The organism is Williamsia sp. Y721 (assembly GCF_059683565.1).
In genome coordinates this window covers 506752-522489 of the sequence record NZ_JCASNH010000005.1, presented here as the reverse complement: position 1 = coordinate 522489, position 15738 = coordinate 506752, and the positions used below count along the sequence as shown (strand labels likewise).

15 protein-coding genes are annotated in these 15738 nt (G+C 63.2%); 11 read left to right on the top strand and 4 right to left on the bottom strand.

Annotated features, from left to right (window positions below):
• Nucleotides 1–3: 3 nt before the first annotated feature.
• From dmpG to AC56PL_RS25915, 3 genes are all read left to right on the top strand, one after another.
• Nucleotides 4–1065 carry a 4-hydroxy-2-oxovalerate aldolase gene (dmpG, locus tag AC56PL_RS25925; RefSeq protein WP_497155598.1) on the top strand — a complete coding sequence of 354 codons (1062 nt, stop codon included), beginning with the start codon at nucleotides 4–6 and terminating at the stop codon, nucleotides 1063–1065.
• A gap of 111 nt (nucleotides 1066–1176) precedes the next feature.
• On the top strand, nucleotides 1177–2358 hold the full coding sequence (locus tag AC56PL_RS25920) for a hypothetical protein (protein ID WP_497155597.1): 1182 nt from the start codon (nucleotides 1177–1179) through the stop codon (nucleotides 2356–2358).
• Nucleotides 2359–2485: 127 nt separating this feature from the next.
• Nucleotides 2486–3541: a hypothetical protein gene (locus tag AC56PL_RS25915; RefSeq protein WP_497155596.1), complete on the top strand. Its 1056-nt coding sequence runs from the start codon at nucleotides 2486–2488 to the stop codon at nucleotides 3539–3541.
• A 74-nt stretch (nucleotides 3542–3615) separates the two neighbouring features.
• Here AC56PL_RS25915 and AC56PL_RS25910 read toward each other — a convergent pair whose 3' ends face one another.
• On the bottom strand, nucleotides 3616–3972 hold the full coding sequence (locus AC56PL_RS25910) for a hypothetical protein (protein WP_495517236.1): 357 nt from the start codon (nucleotides 3970–3972) through the stop codon (nucleotides 3616–3618).
• 13 nt (nucleotides 3973–3985) lie between these two features.
• A complete protein-coding gene (locus tag AC56PL_RS25905) occupies nucleotides 3986–5167 on the bottom strand; it encodes a Rieske 2Fe-2S domain-containing protein (RefSeq protein WP_495517237.1) in 1182 nt (393 codons plus the stop codon).
• A 230-nt stretch (nucleotides 5168–5397) separates the two neighbouring features.
• Here AC56PL_RS25905 and hsaA point away from each other — a divergent pair, with 230 nt between their 5' ends.
• The 8 genes from hsaA (at nucleotide 5398) to AC56PL_RS25865 (ending at nucleotide 13610) form a co-directional block, all read left to right on the top strand.
• Nucleotides 5398–6579 carry a 3-hydroxy-9,10-secoandrosta-1,3,5(10)-triene-9,17-dione monooxygenase oxygenase subunit gene (gene hsaA, locus AC56PL_RS25900; protein ID WP_495517238.1) on the top strand — a complete coding sequence of 394 codons (1182 nt, stop codon included), beginning with the start codon at nucleotides 5398–5400 and terminating at the stop codon, nucleotides 6577–6579.
• Between the two features lie 46 nt (nucleotides 6580–6625).
• Complete coding sequence (hsaC, locus tag AC56PL_RS25895) at nucleotides 6626–7546, top strand: iron-dependent extradiol dioxygenase HsaC (RefSeq protein WP_495517239.1); 921 nt, start codon at nucleotides 6626–6628, stop codon at nucleotides 7544–7546.
• A gap of 1 nt (nucleotide 7547) precedes the next feature.
• Nucleotides 7548–8156, top strand: a complete 609-nt coding sequence (gene hsaB, locus AC56PL_RS25890; RefSeq protein WP_497155595.1) for a 3-hydroxy-9,10-secoandrosta-1,3,5(10)-triene-9,17-dione monooxygenase reductase subunit — start codon at nucleotides 7548–7550, stop codon at nucleotides 8154–8156.
• Nucleotides 8157–8183: 27 nt separating this feature from the next.
• The gene (locus tag AC56PL_RS25885; protein WP_497155594.1) at nucleotides 8184–9371 is read left to right on the top strand and encodes a hypothetical protein; all 1188 of its coding nucleotides are present in this window, start codon (nucleotides 8184–8186) and stop codon (nucleotides 9369–9371) included.
• Entirely contained in the window at nucleotides 9368–10192 is an 825-nt protein-coding gene (locus AC56PL_RS25880; protein ID WP_497155593.1) for an SDR family oxidoreductase, read from the top strand. The genes AC56PL_RS25885 and AC56PL_RS25880 overlap by 4 nt, the downstream gene beginning before the upstream one ends.
• A gap of 9 nt (nucleotides 10193–10201) precedes the next feature.
• Nucleotides 10202–11335, top strand: coding sequence for a sulfotransferase family protein (locus AC56PL_RS25875; RefSeq protein WP_497155592.1), 1134 nt, complete (start codon nucleotides 10202–10204; stop codon nucleotides 11333–11335).
• A gap of 150 nt (nucleotides 11336–11485) precedes the next feature.
• Entirely contained in the window at nucleotides 11486–12961 is a 1476-nt protein-coding gene (locus AC56PL_RS25870) for an MFS transporter (protein ID WP_495517244.1), read from the top strand.
• A gap of 7 nt (nucleotides 12962–12968) precedes the next feature.
• Nucleotides 12969–13610: a TetR/AcrR family transcriptional regulator gene (locus tag AC56PL_RS25865; RefSeq protein ID WP_497155591.1), complete on the top strand. Its 642-nt coding sequence runs from the start codon at nucleotides 12969–12971 to the stop codon at nucleotides 13608–13610.
• Between the two features lie 59 nt (nucleotides 13611–13669).
• On the opposite strand, the gene AC56PL_RS25860 is transcribed toward AC56PL_RS25865, so the two are convergent.
• Complete coding sequence (locus AC56PL_RS25860) at nucleotides 13670–14767, bottom strand: acyl-CoA dehydrogenase family protein (RefSeq protein ID WP_495517246.1); 1098 nt, start codon at nucleotides 14765–14767, stop codon at nucleotides 13670–13672.
• Nucleotides 14764–15738 carry an acyl-CoA dehydrogenase family protein gene (locus AC56PL_RS25855; protein WP_497155590.1) on the bottom strand — a complete coding sequence of 325 codons (975 nt, stop codon included), beginning with the start codon at nucleotides 15736–15738 and terminating at the stop codon, nucleotides 14764–14766. Before AC56PL_RS25855 ends, AC56PL_RS25860 begins: the two co-directional genes overlap by 4 nt.

Here is a 15738-nt window from a genome sequence, read left to right as displayed (position 1 = left end):
GTAATGTTCGGTATCAACGATCCTCGCAAGTACAGCGACACACTAGACATCCGCATCACGGACTCTTCCTTGCGTGACGGTAGCCACCACAAGCGGCACCAGTTCACCGAGCAGGAGGTCCGTGACATCGTTGGAGCCCTCGACGGCGCCGGGGTCCCGGTCATCGAGGTGACGCACGGTGACGGCCTGGGCGGCTCTTCCTTCAACTACGGCTTCTCGAAAACACCTGAGCAGCAACTCATCAAGGCTGCGGTGGAGACGGCGCGCTCCGCCAAGATCGCGTTCCTGATGCTGCCGGGCCTGGGCATCAAAGACGACATCCGCGCCGCGCAGGACAACGGTGCACAGATCTGCCGGATCGCCACCCATTGCACCGAGGCCGATGTGTCGATTCAGCACTTCGGCCTCGCCCGTGAGCTCGGTCTGGAGACCGTCGGCTTCTTGATGATGTCGCACAGTCAGCCACCGGAAGTGCTCGCCAAACAGGCACGGATCATGGCCGACGCCGGTTGCCAGTGTGTCTACGTGGTCGATTCAGCAGGCGCCCTAGTACTCGAGCAGGTGTCGGACCGGGTCTCGGCGCTGCGGGCAGAGCTCGGCGACGACGCGCAGATCGGATTCCACGGACACGAGAATCTCGACATCGCGGTGGCCAATTCGGTTGCGGCCGTGCGGGCCGGCGCTCAGCAGATCGACGGTTCGGTCCGCCGTTTCGGCGCGGGCGCAGGCAACACCCCGGTGGAAGCATTTGTCGGGGTCTGCGACAAACTCGGTATCACCACCGGCATCGACTTCATGAAGATCGCGGATGCCGCGCAGGACGTTGTCCGGCCGGTGATGCCCACCGAGTGTCTGGTCGATCGTCCGGCGATGATGATGGGCTACGCCGGTTGCTACAGCTCCTTCCTCAAACACGCTGAAGGGCATGCCGACAAATACGGCGTCAGCGCCGCCGACATCCTGATCGAGGCCGGAAGTCGCAAACTCGTGGGCGGTCAGGAAGACCAACTGATCGATATCGCCCTGGAACTGAAGAAGAAGCAGGACGCCAACGCCGGAATCTGACCGCACGCGGCGCGCTGATCAGCATCGTCGGCGGGCTTGCGGGTTACGATCTGTCCGAATTGGCGACTCCGGGTGGGTCGGCTGCAGTGCGAGCTGATCACGAGGGCGCAGATGACGTACGACCGAACACGTGCTGATGTCGGTGGAAGGGCGTCGTCGACGCCTCGTTCTCGGTCGGCCCCGGTCGAGGTGGGGCAGACGCGCGGACGCGCTGCGAAAGGCAGGCAACCGAGCGGCGGTGGGTTGTTCGCGGCGAGGTCGAACGACTGGCGCCTGCGGGTTGCGGGCATCGCGCTTGCTGCTGCCGGGTTGCTGATGGTGGTCTTCAGTTTCTTCACCTGGACGGCTGCCTCTGACGACGGTCTCAGCATTTCTGTGACCGGCATGGGCTCGGTGACGCTCGAGATCTCCGAAGTCCGGGCTCAGGCGCTGGGCGGGGAGGCCGACGCGGCAGCGGAACTGGACAAACGGAGTAATTCGCCCGGCATCATCACTGCGGGCCTCGGAGCGCTGCTTGTTGTATCGGGGGCGATGTTGCTGATCAAACGCTACCCCGGAATCGGGGCCCTGGCGGGTGCCGTGCCGGCATTGATCGGATTGTTCATGTCCCTTGAATACCTGTTCGCCCCGGGCGCTGCGGTACTGGAGGGCACCGGCGACGCCGGGATCGGCTTCGCCGCACTCGGACTCTGGCTGGTCACGCTCGGTGCGTCTGCGGCGGTGGTGGTGTCCTGTTTTGCCGTTGTTGTCGCGATGCGCGGCACGCGACGGCCGCTCGCGCACAACACATCCGAGGGAACAAGCAAATCAGCTCGGCGGCAGTCTACGAATTCGCCTGTGCACGCGGGCCCTCGCGCCACCGGTCCCCGCTACCGCGACCACGGACCGGCCGCTCCGCGTCCGAACCACAACGCCGGGCCGGCCGCTCCGCGTCCGAACCACAACGCCGGGCCGGCCGCTCCGCGTCCGAACCATGGCCCTCGACCGGAACCCGGCCAGCGGGCGCGCCCGGCAGGTTCGACAGACCGGATGGGTCGTCGTCCGTCCGAGAGTCGCCTGCCGCCCCCAGGGGTCGAGGTGTACCGACCGTCGTCGACGCCAACCCCGCGTTACCGTCCGAACCAGCGTGCATCCCAGGATGATTCGCGAGGGCTTCCCCCGGTTCGGCAACCGCTTCCTAATGCAGGTGTCGATCGTGGGCTGCCGCCGATCCGGCGCAGTCGTCAACCACCGCCGCCACCGCCGCCTCGCCGCCCGCCGCCGGATCCCCGAGAGCCAATAACCAAGACCTGACGCCCTTCTCGTTTCGGGAAACCGCATGACCCTTTAACGATCTGTCGTGGAGCGTTACGATCAGTATTCGCGTCTTCGCATATTGTGCTCGCGAGCCGGCGGGCGGACGACAGATCAGGGGTACACCATGACGTACGGACCGCCACCCGGAGACAGCGGTGGATTTCCACCCAACGAACCCGGCGGGCAGCCGAATCAGGGGCAGCCAGGCGGTTATCAACCCGGCGGATATCAGTCGCCGCAGCAACCGGCTCACCAGCCGCCGTTTGGTGCTCCGACAGGTCAGAAATCCTCGACGACTGCGTTGCTGGCGCCGTCGTCCGGTAACCCGACCTTGAGGTTCGCCGGGATCGCGTTGGTGATCGCGGGGGTGGCGATGGTGGTGTTCAGCTTCTTCAGCTGGGCATCGCAGGATCTGGGGGACGGTGGAATCTCCATCAGCGGAACCGGTTCGGTGTCAATCGATGCCGGTGGCAGCGATGCCGGCTCGGACCAGATCGAAGAGGCCGAAGCCCGAGCCGAGAACGACACGAGTGCCCCGGGCCTCTTCACCATGATTCTCGGTGTGCTTGTTGTCGGCGCGGGCGCTGCGCTGATCGTCAACCTGTTCCCGGGGATCGCGGCGATCGCCGGTGCCGTGCTCGGGTTGATCGCGGTGATCATGGCTGTGATTTTCATATCTGATCCGGGTAGCGCTGTGATCAGCGGTGACGCCGGTGATACATCCGAAGTCAGTGCCGGATGGGGGTTGTGGTTGGTCACCCTCGGCGCATTTGTCGCGCTTGTTGTTGCCTGCCTCGCCACCTACCTTGCGCTGACCGGCAAGCCCGGCACGTCTGCGGGCCCCGGTTATGGTCAGCCTCAGCCGGATTACGGTCCGCCGCAGCAACCCGGCGGCTATGGTCAGGCGCCGCAACAGGGTTACCCGCAGCAGCAGCCCGGTGGATACGGTCCGCCACAACGGGGTTACGGTCCGCCGCAGCAGTCCGGCGGGTATGGTCAAGCGCCGCAACAGGGTTACGGTCAGCCGCCTGCCGGTGGCCATGGGCAGCAACCCGGTGATCAAGGTCAGCCGCCCGCGGGCCCGCAATCCGGTCGGCCGCAGGACCCCGGCCGGGGGCCTGCCCAGAACCCGGGCCAGGATCCCGAAGGTCAGCAGCCGGGACCAGACGAGCAGCGGTGACCTTCAGAACAGTCTGAAAAACTCCGTCCCCGCAACCAGATTGCGGGGACGGAGTTTGTTGTCCGAGGTGGGGGTCAGTAGTATCCGTCGGGGTCGACGTCGGGTGACTCCTTTGCGACGATGCCTTCGCTGACGCCGTGATCGATACTCGCGGACAGTCGCGGGCATGTCGGTTGCATCGCCGGGTTGCCGCCCTTGGCGCGAATGGCCTCGAGTTCAGGGCATTGTTCGCGTGCCTGCGCGGTCCATTGCACACTGGTGTGATGGGGGCTGTACTTCTTCACAAGAACGTGAGCATGGCATGTGCGGCACTCGATTTCGGTCAGGCCACCGCGTAGGTAGTGCTCCTTGTCGCGGGAGGTGGCGGCGCGAACCGCAGCCTTACGTCCCGGATCGCTGAAATCCGGGGCTTTGGACCAGTTCGCAGTCATGACCGATCGGACATCAGGTCGCCGATACCGTATCCGCGGCATCCTGGCCGGCAATTGATGCCGTCGACTCGCGCTCTGCCTTGAGTCGCAGATTCTCCTCGACTTCGAGATTCCAGTTCTCGACAGCCTTGGTGGTATCGATCTCGTACTCGTAGCGCTGGGTCATCTCTTCGGTCACATCGGCGACGTCGACGTAGAACTGTTCGTACCAGCGGCGCAACTGGTAGACCGGACCGTCCTCTTCGACGAGCAGCGGATTGTCGATGCGGCTCTTGTGCTTCCAGATCTCGACGTCTTGCAGAAAGCCGACTTCGATGCCCGCGGTGATCTTTGCAGCCATCTTGCTCGCCTGCTCGGAGGTGAGACCCTCGGGGATCTTGGCGATCACGCCGTACATCAGCACGAACGAATTGTTGTCGATCGGGTAATGGCAGTTGGTCAGGATCGTCTCGATGGCGTAACCGCCGTAGTACTGCACCATCGGATTCAACATGTAGGCCGGACCGTAGTAGGCGGCAATGGATTCGAGCTTGGTGTCGCCGTACGCGGTCATGATGTCGACATCCGGACGGCCGTGCGAGTTCATGTACTGTGCTGCGGTCTCGCCCTCGAAGACGTTCTTGAAGTAGTCCGGCAACGAGTAGTGCACGTAGAAGAAGTGCGCCATGTCGACGACATTGTCGATGATCTCGCGGCAGTTCGAACCTTCGATGATCACCTTGTTCCAGGTCCAGCCGGTCCACTGGTCGCTGTTCAGTTCGTCGAGTTCGGGGATGACGACGGTGTCTGGTGGCGGATTGCCCTCGGGGTCGTTGTAGACGAAAATCTGTCCGTTACGGATCATGCCCGGCCAGGAACGCGTCTTGGCGAGCTTGGGCGCGCGTTTCGCATAGGGAACGCCGGCGCAGCGGCCGTTGCCCTTCCATCGCCAGTCATGGAACGGGCAGGCGACATTGCCGTCTTTGATCGAACCCTGCGACAGGTCGCCGCCCATGTGCCGGCAGTACGCGTCGAGGATCTTCAGTTCGCCTTCGGATACCCAAACCACCAGTTTTGTGCCGAAGACCTGGACCGAGTGCGGCTCTCCGTCGTCGTAGTCGGACAGCAGACCCAGGCAGTGCCAACCCCTCGCAAAGCGGGTCGGTGGGGTTCCGGTGTCGATTTCGCGGATCGTGCCGCCATCGATGTCGGTCATCTGCTGCTCCCTCGTACTTTTGCTTGCCCGCCCTGTTCGGTACATCCACAGGCTTCTCGCCCTTAAGCGCAGGCGCTTAGTAGAACATGTTACAAAAAAGTGCGGTTCGATGCCAGGGGAATCGACGAAACGGCGCAGGAAAGCAAGGTAAACGCGCAGTACTCGACATAAATGAGAACGTGTTCTAGTCTCGTTTGAGTAGACGTGGAACGACAGCGAGGAGTTGCTCGATGGGTGACGGCAGGCAGGCAGGGGCAGAGGTACTGGAGAAGATCAGTGCCCTGCTGCCCGAGATCGCGCAACGCGCACAAGAGGCAGAGGATCTACGCCAGATCCCGGATGAGACGATCGCATCGTTGGTCGACATCGGCTTCTTCAAGCTGTTGCAGCCCGAACAGTGGGGTGGCTATCAGGCTGATCCGGTGACGTTCTACGAGGCTGTGCGCCGCCTCGGGTCCGCGTGCGGATCCACCGGTTGGGTTGCGGGCATCATCGGCGTCCACAACTGGCATCTGGCGCTGTTCCCGCAACAGGCGCAAGAAGACGTCTGGGGCCAGGACCCTTCGGTCCGGATCTCGTCGTCGTATGCGCCGATGGGCATGGGCGAGGTGGTCGAGGGTGGCTACAAGGTCAACGGGTCCTGGGCGTGGTCGTCCGGATCGGGCCACGCCAGCTGGGTGGTGCTCGGTGGGCCGGTGATCAAGAACGGCAAGCCGGTGGACTTTGTCAGCTTCCTCATCCCGCGATCCGACTACGAGATCCGGGACGTTTGGAATGTGGTGGGCCTCAAGGGCACCGGCTCGAACACGATCGACGTCAAGGATGTCTTCGTGCCCAGCCATCGGATGCTCAGCTTCCGGGCGATGAGTACCGGGGCGGCCCCGGGCCTGGAGCAGAACACCGCGCCGGTCTACAAGATGCCCTGGGGAACAATCCATCCCAGCACCATTTCGGCCCCGATCGTCGGCATGGCCTACGGCGCATACGAAGCACACGTCGAACATCAGGGCAAGCGGGTGCGCGCCGCGTATGCGGGGGAGAAGGCCAAGGACGATCCGTTCGCCAAGATTCGGATCGCCGAGGCCGCCAGTGACATCGACGCGGCGTGGACGCAACTGTCGGGCAACCTCCAGGCCGAGTACAACCTACTGGTGGCCGGCGAAGAGGTCCCGATGGAATTGCGGCTCAAGGCCCGTCGCGATCAGGTACGGGCCACCGGTCGGTCCGTAGCCTCGATCGACAGGCTCTTCGAGAACTCGGGTGCACATGCACTCGACCTCGACACACCCATCCAGCGGTTCTGGCGCGATGCCCATGCCGGACGCGTGCACGCCGCCAACGATGCCGAAAGGGCTTATGTCGCATTCGGAAACGGAGAGTTCGGCATCCCGATCGGCGACACGATGGTCTGATGCGCCACCCCAATTCGGCAACTCTCGCACAAGGAGCAGATCGACGATGACGCAAGACTTCGGCCCCATTCGTTCGCTGGGGTACATGCGTATCGAGGCCACCGACGTGGCCGCCTGGCGTGACTACGGACTCAAGGTCCTTGGCATGTCGGAGGGCAGCGGGCTCACCGAAGGTGCGGTGTACCTGCGGATGGACGATTTCCCGGCGCGGTTGGTGATCGTGCCGGGCGATCGCGACCATCTGTCCAGTTCTGGCTGGGAGTGCGCCAATGCTGCTGCATTGCAGGATGTTCGGGATCGGTTGTCGGCGGCAGGCGTCATATTCCGAGAGGCAAAGGACTTCGAACTCGCCGACCGGCAGGTGGTCGATATGATCGTCTTCTCTGATCCGTCGGGCAACGTACTCGAAGCGTTTCATGGTGTCGCACTGCAACACCGCCGGATCGTGAGTCCGTACGGCCACAAGTTTGTCACCGGCGAACAGGGTCTGGGCCACGTGGTGCTCACCACCGACGACGACAATGCGTCGCTCGAGTTCTATCGCGACGTACTCGGTTTCCGGCTACGCGATTCGATGCGGCTGCCGCCGGAGATCGCCGGTCGTGAACCGGGCAGCCCGCCCGTGTGGCTGCGTTTCTTCGGCTGTAACCCGCGTCATCACAGCCTGGCATTCATGCCCTTCCCGAATGACACCGGGATTGTGCACCTGATGATCGAGGTGGAGAACTCCGACGACGTGGGCTTGGCGCACGACCGGGCTCTTCGCAAGAAGGTGCCGATGTCGGCAACGCTCGGCCGTCATGTCAACGACCTGATGTACTCGTTCTACATGAAGACCCCGGGCGGTTTCGACATCGAATTCGGTTGTGAGGGACGCCAGGTCGACGATCACGATTGGATTGCGCGGGAGAGTACCGCGGTCAGTCTGTGGGGCCACGATTTCTCCATCGGATTCAAGAACGCCTGACATGGCTGGAGACGGAGCCGAAGGCGGAGCTCGACCGATCATTCGTCACCCTCGAGGTACAGACGATTTCGATGCGCGGCAGTTCCGGACCGCCATGGGGCAGTTCTGTACCGGGGTCACGGTGATCACCACGGTGACCGACGATGGCACACCGGTTGGCTTCGCCTGCCAGTCCTTTGCCGCATTGTCGCTTGATCCGCCGCTGGTGCTGTTCTGCCCGATGAAGACGTCGCGCAGCTGGAAGGTCATCGAGCAGAGCAAGAAGTTCTGTGTCAATGTGCTCTCCAACAGTCAGCAGGCCGTCAGCGCCGCGTTCGGTGCACCCGGCGACGACAAGTTCACCGGCATCGAATGGGAGCATTCGCCGCTGGGATTGCCGGTCATCAAACACTCTTTGTCCTGGGTTGATTGCACCCTCGACCGTGTCGACGACGGCGGCGACCATTACATCGCGATCGGGCGGGTGCAGACTTTGGGAGAAGTGCTGCAGGACAAGCCCTTGTTGTTCTACCGTGGCGGATACTTGTCCACGGAGCACCCGCGGGTCACCCCCGCGCAGGCCGAACTCGAGAACTTCCTGACCTGGAACGGTGGCGACACCTGGTTGTAGGTGCCGCGGGTTTCTCAAAGGAGAGAGATGACACAACCTTTCGCCCCCGACGTGACGGGTCCCTTCCGGGAGGCGATCACCGAGGCCGAGAAGATGATTGCCGGAGCCGAATTCATCCGGAATGAACAGGATCTGGCCGAGGGGTTCGACTATCTGTCCGGCAGTATCAAGGCGAGCCTGCAGATGGCCTGGGCGCACGCGAAGAGTCATCCATATCTGGTCACCTCCACCGGTCCCTACGCGAAGATGGGGCTCGACAATCCGGATACGCTGTACTACCACGCCAATGTGGTGCCTGACGCCGAGTACGTGATCACCGGAACGCGCGGTAACACAGTGGATCTGAGCTTCCAGGTCCTCAAGGGTGACTACACCTCGACCAACGTTCCCGGCGGTGACGACGCTTTTGATGACCGGCGTCTGCAGATCGACCCCGACGGTTCCTTCGAATTGCGTTTCGGGCCACCGAAAGCGGATGCCGGCCCCAACTATTTCGTTCTCGGCGAGGGTTCGTCGATGTTGGCGGTCCGTGAGGTGTACAACCGCTGGGATCAGCGCAAGGGTTCCATCAGGATCGAACGGGTCGACACCGTCGGTACTGCACCGGACGAGCCCGGTCTGGCGCAGATCACGCGCCGCTATGAGATCGCAGGCAAGATGTTGTTGTCGCGGATCAACACCTGGTTCAACTTTCCCAAGTGGTTTTACCTCGACCTCCCCGTCAACACACTCACCGAGCCCCGGCTCACCCCCGGTGGACTGAGCACGCAGTTCTCATCGGTGGGGCACTACGAACTCGCCGACGACGAGGCCATGCTCATCACCGTGCCGAAATCCGATGCGCCGTACCAGGGATTTCAGCTCGGCAGTATGTGGTACATCTCGCTCGACTATGTCAACCATCAGACCAGCCTGAATGCCTCGCAGGCCCAGGTCGACCCCGACGGGATGATCCGGCTTGTCGTGAGCGCGAAGAGTCCGGGTGTGGCGAACTGGATCGAGACGACCGGGCGGCAGCGGGGGATCGCGCAGTTCCGGTGGCAGCGGGTCAGCCGCGCGCTGACAGCTTCCGACGGTCCGTCGGTGGCGATCATCGACATCGCTGATGTGCCTGCGCATCTGCCGTATCACGAATCGAACGTCGTGACGGACGAGCAATGGCGAGAACGGATCGCGGAGCGGCAGCGAGGGTTTGGACAAAGGATGCTGGGATGACAACTGTGGACATGGCCGGTGCGGGAATGACCTCTGCGGGGACCGGATTGCTGGACGGCAAGGTTGTCGTCGTGGGTGGTGTCGGACCGGGGTTGGGCCGATCGATCTGCCTGCAGGCGGCCGCGGCCGGCGCCAAGGTTGTCCTCGCGGCCCGCACGGCGTCGCGACTCGAAGAGATCGCGAAGGAGATCGTCGCGGCCGGTGGGGTCACCTTGCAGGTCCCGACGGACATCACAGACGATGACGCGGTGACCGGTCTTGTCGACGCGACCGTCTCCGAGTTCGGAAAAGTCGATGTGCTCGTCAACAATGCATTCGCACTGCCATCGATGAAACCGTTGGCCCGCACCGACTTCGATCACATCCGGGCCAGCCTGGATCTGACGATCCTGGGCGGGCTGAGAATGACCAAGGCATTCACCGACGAACTCGAGAAGACCTCGGGGGCGGTGGTGATGATCAACTCGATGGTGATCCGTCATTCCGAGCCCCGGTACGGCAGCTACAAGCTGGCCAAATCGGCGTTGCTGGCAATGTCTCAAACGCTGGCCACGGAACTGGGTGACAAGGGCATTCGGGTGAACACCGTTGCACCGGGCTACATCTGGGACGACCAGCTGAAGTGGTACTTCGGTGAGGTCGCGAAGAAGTACGGCATCACCCCCGAGCAGGTCTATGAGCAGACAGCGTCGAAGTCTGATCTCAAACGGCTCCCGGAACCCGATGAGATCGCCCGGGCCGCAGTATTTTTGGCGTCCGACTGGGCCAGTGCGATCACCGGCCAGACGCTCGACGTCAATTGCGGCGAGTACCACGTGTAGGGAGTTGTTGTGACCACGAGAACTGATGTCGGAACCGTCGAAGATCTCAAGGCTTCGGCGACCAAGGCCTGTGGTCTCGAGGACTTCGGTGAGGACGACTACACCGAGGCGCTCGGAGTGCTGCTCGAATCGTATGTCCGCGACGCCGGGCTGACCGAGCTCGGGAGCAAGATGAATCGGTTCTTCCTGCGCGGAGCACTGGTCGCCCGGCTGCTCAGCGAGGCATCGTGGAAGGCGAACCCGCAGTACAGCTCTGTCGTCGTGGACCGGCCGATCTTCGTGACCGGACTGCCGCGTACCGGCACCACCGCGCTGCATCGGATGCTGACCGCTGATCCGGGTCATCAGGGACTCGAGATGTGGCTCGCCGAGTTCCCGCAACCGCGACCCCCGCGCGAGACCTGGGAGTCGAATCCGGTTTTCCAGCAGATCCAGTCGGGACTCGAGCAGCATCACGTCGAGAATCCGGAGTTCATGGGCCTGCACTACATGAGTGCCTCCGACGTGGAGGAATGCTGGCAGTTGCTCCGGCAGACGATGAAGTCGATCTCGTATGAGTCGTTGGCGTACCTGCCGACGTATTCGCATTGGCTGCAGCAGCAGGACTGGATCAACGCCTATGCCAGGCACAAGAAGAACTTGCAGTTGGTCGGTGTGAACGAGCCCGGGCATCGATGGATCCTGAAGAACCCCAGCCACTTGTTCGCGCTCGACGAATTGATGTCGGTCTATCCCGACGCGCTCATCATCCAGACGCATCGTCCGCCGGCGACGATCATCCCGTCGATGTGCAGTCTGGCCGACGCCGCCGGTGATGGCTGGTCGACCGTGTTCAAGGGTGAGTTGATCGGCCAGACCCAGCTGGAGTTGTGGTCGCGCGGGTTGCGCCAATTCAACACCGCACGTGCCAAATACAATCCGGCCCAGTTCATCGACGTCGACTTCCGCGATTTCCGAACAGATCCGCTGGGAACGATGGAAGACATCTACCGGACATTCGGACTGGACTTCACGGATGCGGCGTCCGCGGCGATGCGAGCCCTTGACGAAGAAAGTCAGTCCGGCGACCGCCGGCCGGTGCACAAATACTCGCTGGCGGACTATGGCCTGACCGAGGCGCAGGTCAACGCCGCTTTCGCCTGACCACTCCCTGGTGCGGGGCCATCTGGCCATCGATCTTGCCCATTTGCGATCCTTTGATTCGACGTTATGCGGAGCGACCTCTCCGCTTCGGGTGCTAGGTTCATTCCAGTATCCGGAGCGCAGTCTCCGCTTTCGTCTTCAGGAGAATGAATGGAAACCGCACCCGCCCGGGCGCATCATCAAGTGACTTTTGCCGTCCTCACTGTTGGAGTATCGGCCTTCGCCCTCCTGCAATCGCTGGTGATGCCGGTCCTGCCGACCGTTGAGGCGGCGTTGGGAACCAACCAGACCGATGTCACGTGGGTACTGACGGCGTACCTGCTGTCGGCATCGATCTTCACACCGATCCTGGGTCGACTCGGTGACATGCACGGCAAGAAGCGCATGTTCGTGATCGCGATGGTCGCGTTGGCGCTCGGTTCGATGCTGGCAGCGTTGGCCACGTCGTTGTCGATGATGATCATTGCGCGGGCCATTCAGGGGATCGGCGGCGGAGTCCTGCCCCTGGCGTTCGGCATCATCCGTGACGAGTTCCCCAAAGAGAAGGTGCCCGGAGCGGTTGGTCTGATCGCTGCACTGGTGTCCGTCGGGGCAGGCATCGGTATCGTGCTGGCCGGGCCGATCGTCGACCTGCTCGGCTATCATTGGCTCTTCTGGATTCCGCTGATCATCACCAGCCTCGCCGGTGTGGCGGCGTTCTTCCTGATACCGGAATCGCCGATCCGGTCGGCCGGAAAGATCAACTGGTTCACCGCGTTTCTGTTGTCGGCATGGCTTGTTGCGCTTCTGCTCGCCGTGAGTCAGGCGCCCTCGTGGGGTTGGGGCTCGGCAAAGGTGATCGGCATGCTGTTGGCCGCGGCCGTTGTGCTGGCCGGTTGGATCATCGCCGAATCCCGCTCGTCGAATCCGCTGATCGACATGACGATGATGCGAATCCGCAGTGTGTGGGCTGCGAACCTGATCGCACTGCTGATGGGCATCGGGATGTACGCAGGACTCGGCTTCCTACCGCAGTTCCTGCAGGCACCCAGCTCGGCGGGCTATGGATTCGGTGCGACCGTCACGGAGTCGGGATTGATGTTGCTGCCCAACGCGGTTGGCATGTTCACCGTCGGACTCTTCTCAGGCCGTCTGGCAGCCCGTTTCGGCTCCAAGAATCTACTGATCGTCGGATCGCTGATCAGCGCGTCGTCCTACTTCATCATCGCCTTTCTTCATTCGGCCGAAATTGACATCTACGTGGCGATGGCAGTCAACGGGATCGGGTTCGGACTGGCCTTTGCGGCGATGTCGAATGTTGTTGTCGCCGCTGTACCGCCGCACCAAACCGGCGTCGCCAGCGGAATGAACGCGAACATCCGCACCATCGGCGGGTCACTCGGCGCAGCGTTCATGGCCAGCGTTGTCGCTGCGGGCGCATCGTCGGCGGGCGTCCCGACCGAATCCGGTTATACGAACGGGTTTGTCATGTTGGGCATCGCAGGCGGTCTGGCGGCTGTTGCCGCCCTGTTCATCCCGGCGGTGAACCGCAACAAGACGACCCATCGCGAAGACGTTGCCGAACTCTCGCATCCCGAGCTTGCAATGGTTGCCGGCGGTACTCTGGCGGGCGACGAATCCGAGTGAGGTCCATGTGAGTGTTCGTGAGGCACCCAGCGGTGACAAAGTGCTCAGGCGCGACGCTGCCGAGAACAGGCAACGGTTGCTGGACGCGGCGGCCACCGTCTTCAGCGAACGCGGCCTCGACGCGAGCGTCGACGAGATCGCACGGGTTGCCGGAGTCGGAACCGGCACGCTCTATCGCCGGTTTCCCACCAAGGATGCACTGATCAGCGAACTCGTTCGACAGCTGTTGAGCGATCTGGTCGCGATCGCCACCAAGGCCCTCGACGTGACCGACGGCTCGGGTCTCGAACAGGTCATGTACGGGACCGGCGAGATCCAGGCATCGCACAGGGGTTGCATCTCGCGCATGTGGAACGACGACGAGACCACGGCGCTCAAGAACGAGTACCGGCGGATCGCGTCGGAGTTGCTCGTATCGGCGAAAGAACACGGACGTATCCGCGAGGACGCCGCGGAGTCGGACGTGGACGTCATCTTCTGGGCGCTGCGTGGAGTCATCGAAACCACCAGGGGCGTCAGCGATACCGCGTGGCGGCGGCACCTTGCGCTCGCCATCGCCGGCCTACGTCCCGGCGCCGAGCAGATCGTCGAACCGCCGATGGACGAGCAGCACGTTCAACGCGCCAAGGTGCGTCTACAGTCCCGCTGACCCCGGGCCCCTGACCACCGCCGGTCGGAAGAGCTCGGCAGGCGGTGGCGGCAGGGATGTCAGAGGCCGGCTGCGGTGGCCAAACGGGGTAGGGACTCATGCGGCAGACCAAAGAGTTGGGCACTGCCGTGTGCTCGCTTGAAGTAGAGATGGGCATCGTGTTCCCACGTGATGCCGATCCCGCCGTGTAGCTGAATGGTCTCGCCTGCGATGTGTGAGAACGCATCCGAGCAGTACACGCGTGCCGCTGCGGCCAGGTCGAGGGCTTCGTCGGAGCCGGATGACAGTGCGTCGACAGCTGCGTACGAGATCGAATGGGCGATCTCGGTGAGCGCATACATGTCGGCCATCCGGTGCTTCAGCGCCTGGAAGGATCCGATGACACGGCCGAACTGCTTGCGGGACTTGGTGTATTCCACCGTCAGATCCAGCGCTGCGCGAGAAGCGCCGACCTGTTCGGCACTCAGCGCGACGTATGCGATCGCGCGTAGCCTGTCCACCAGATCAGCCGGTGTTGGTATGGCGGTCGAGTCGACGTCGTCAAAGGTGATGCTGGTCAACGGCCGAGTGGGATCCATCGTCGGGCGCGGCGAACGGCTGATGCCGTCCGCGGTGGCATCGACGACATGCAGCGTGACGACACCGCCGCTGCGCGCCAGAACCACCAGCACGTCGGCTGTTTCACCGTCGAGTACGTAGTGGGCGGTGCCGGACAAAATACCGGCGTTCGCCTCGACGCCCGGGCGTTTCCACCCGTCGGCATCGGCCCAGCACAGTGCCGCGGTCTTCTCGCCTGACGCGAGGGCAGGCAGCGTGGCGGCGCAGGCGTCGGTGTCTTTACTGAGGAGCAGGGCCTGGGTGGCCAGAACCGCCGACCCGAGCATCGGAACCGGAGACAGTGTGCGACCAAGCTCTTCGAGCACCACATGGGTCTCGGTCAGTGAGGCACCGATACCGTCGAACTCTTCGGGGATCGACAGTGCGGCAACGCCGATCTGCTCACAGAGTGTGGCCCACAGGGCCCGATCGGTTCGGCCTTCGGATTCCATCGCCGACCGTACCGCGGCGGAATCACCGCTCCGCCGCAGTAGGCTGGCGACCGAATCGCGCAGTGCTGCCTGTTCTTCGGTGTCGACACCGGGGGAGTAGATGCTCATGCGGTGATCGCCTCCAGTACCCGCGCGCGATGAACGGCCGGTGTGCCCCAGGCCGTGATCAGCGCACGTGTTTTTGTGAGATACAACGACAGGTCGTGTTCCTGGGTGTAACCGATCGCACCGAGGACCTGCAGTCCGACCCGCGAGGCGAGGTAGGCAGCCTCGCCGGCAGCAACTTTCGCCGCCGAGACGTCCCGGGAGGCGAACTGCGGCTCGGGAACCTGACCGTCAAGCGACAGCGCGGCGCCGTGGATCAACGGCCGGGCCATCTCCACTGCAACAGCGACGTTGGCCAGGTGGTGTTTGACCGCCTGGAACGAGCCGATCTCCCGGCCGAACTGCTTGCGGGTCTTGGCGTACTCGCCGGCGAGTTCGAGCATCGTGTCGGCCAACCCGATCAGCTGGGCGGCAGTGGCCAGAGCGCCGAAGTCGAAGGCACGACTGGGATCGACCGGGCCGATCGCCGTGTCGACATCGACGGACGAGAGTGTGCGAGCGAGATCAACCGACGGCCGTGGGTTGGCGGCGACGCCGGAACTGAGGGTGCCGTCGCGGACCACGTAGACCTGACCGGCCATGGCGGCATCGACCGCGTACGGCACCAGCGGCGGAAAGGCGACGGTGGCGAGTTCACCTTCGGCCAAGGCTGCCAACCGGTCGACGGCGCCGGCATCAGTCAACAGAATCGGCACGGCAGCAATGGTTTCGGCAACCGGGCCGGGTACGGCATGGCGGCCGAGTTGCTGCGCCGCGACGACCATCTCGACGGCGCCTGCGCCCATTCCGCCGTGTTCGTCACCGATCAGCAGGGCATTGACACCGGTCTCGGCCAGCTTGGACCACACGACCTCACCGGGCTTGGTGTCGCCGTCATTCCACGACCGGATGACGCCGGGAAGGTCGGCCTTGGCCAGCATGGAGTCGATGGACGCGGCCAGGTCTTGGTGCTCTTCTTCGAGGAGGAACCTCAT

Excerpts from the sequence above, each read along its gene's own strand:
- AC56PL_RS25915 (WP_497155596.1), top strand. The coding sequence starts at position 2,486 with ATGACGTACGGACCGCCACCCGGAGACAGCGGTGGATTTCCACCCAAC.
- hsaC (WP_495517239.1), top strand. The coding sequence starts at position 6,626 with ATGACGCAAGACTTCGGCCCCATTCGTTCGCTGGGGTACATGCGTATC.
- hsaA (WP_495517238.1), top strand. The coding sequence starts at position 5,398 with ATGGGTGACGGCAGGCAGGCAGGGGCAGAGGTACTGGAGAAGATCAGT.
- AC56PL_RS25880 (WP_497155593.1), top strand. The coding sequence starts at position 9,368 with ATGACAACTGTGGACATGGCCGGTGCGGGAATGACCTCTGCGGGGACC.
- AC56PL_RS25855 (WP_497155590.1), bottom strand. The coding sequence starts at position 15,738 with ATGAGGTTCCTCCTCGAAGAAGAGCACCAAGACCTGGCCGCGTCCATC.
- dmpG (WP_497155598.1), top strand. The coding sequence starts at position 4 with ATGTTCGGTATCAACGATCCTCGCAAGTACAGCGACACACTAGACATC.
- AC56PL_RS25920 (WP_497155597.1), top strand. The coding sequence starts at position 1,177 with ATGACGTACGACCGAACACGTGCTGATGTCGGTGGAAGGGCGTCGTCG.
- AC56PL_RS25905 (WP_495517237.1), bottom strand. The coding sequence starts at position 5,167 with ATGACCGACATCGATGGCGGCACGATCCGCGAAATCGACACCGGAACC.
- AC56PL_RS25860 (WP_495517246.1), bottom strand. The coding sequence starts at position 14,767 with ATGAGCATCTACTCCCCCGGTGTCGACACCGAAGAACAGGCAGCACTG.
- hsaB (WP_497155595.1), top strand. The coding sequence starts at position 7,548 with ATGGCTGGAGACGGAGCCGAAGGCGGAGCTCGACCGATCATTCGTCAC.
- AC56PL_RS25870 (WP_495517244.1), top strand. The coding sequence starts at position 11,486 with ATGGAAACCGCACCCGCCCGGGCGCATCATCAAGTGACTTTTGCCGTC.
- AC56PL_RS25910 (WP_495517236.1), bottom strand. The coding sequence starts at position 3,972 with ATGACTGCGAACTGGTCCAAAGCCCCGGATTTCAGCGATCCGGGACGT.
- AC56PL_RS25885 (WP_497155594.1), top strand. The coding sequence starts at position 8,184 with ATGACACAACCTTTCGCCCCCGACGTGACGGGTCCCTTCCGGGAGGCG.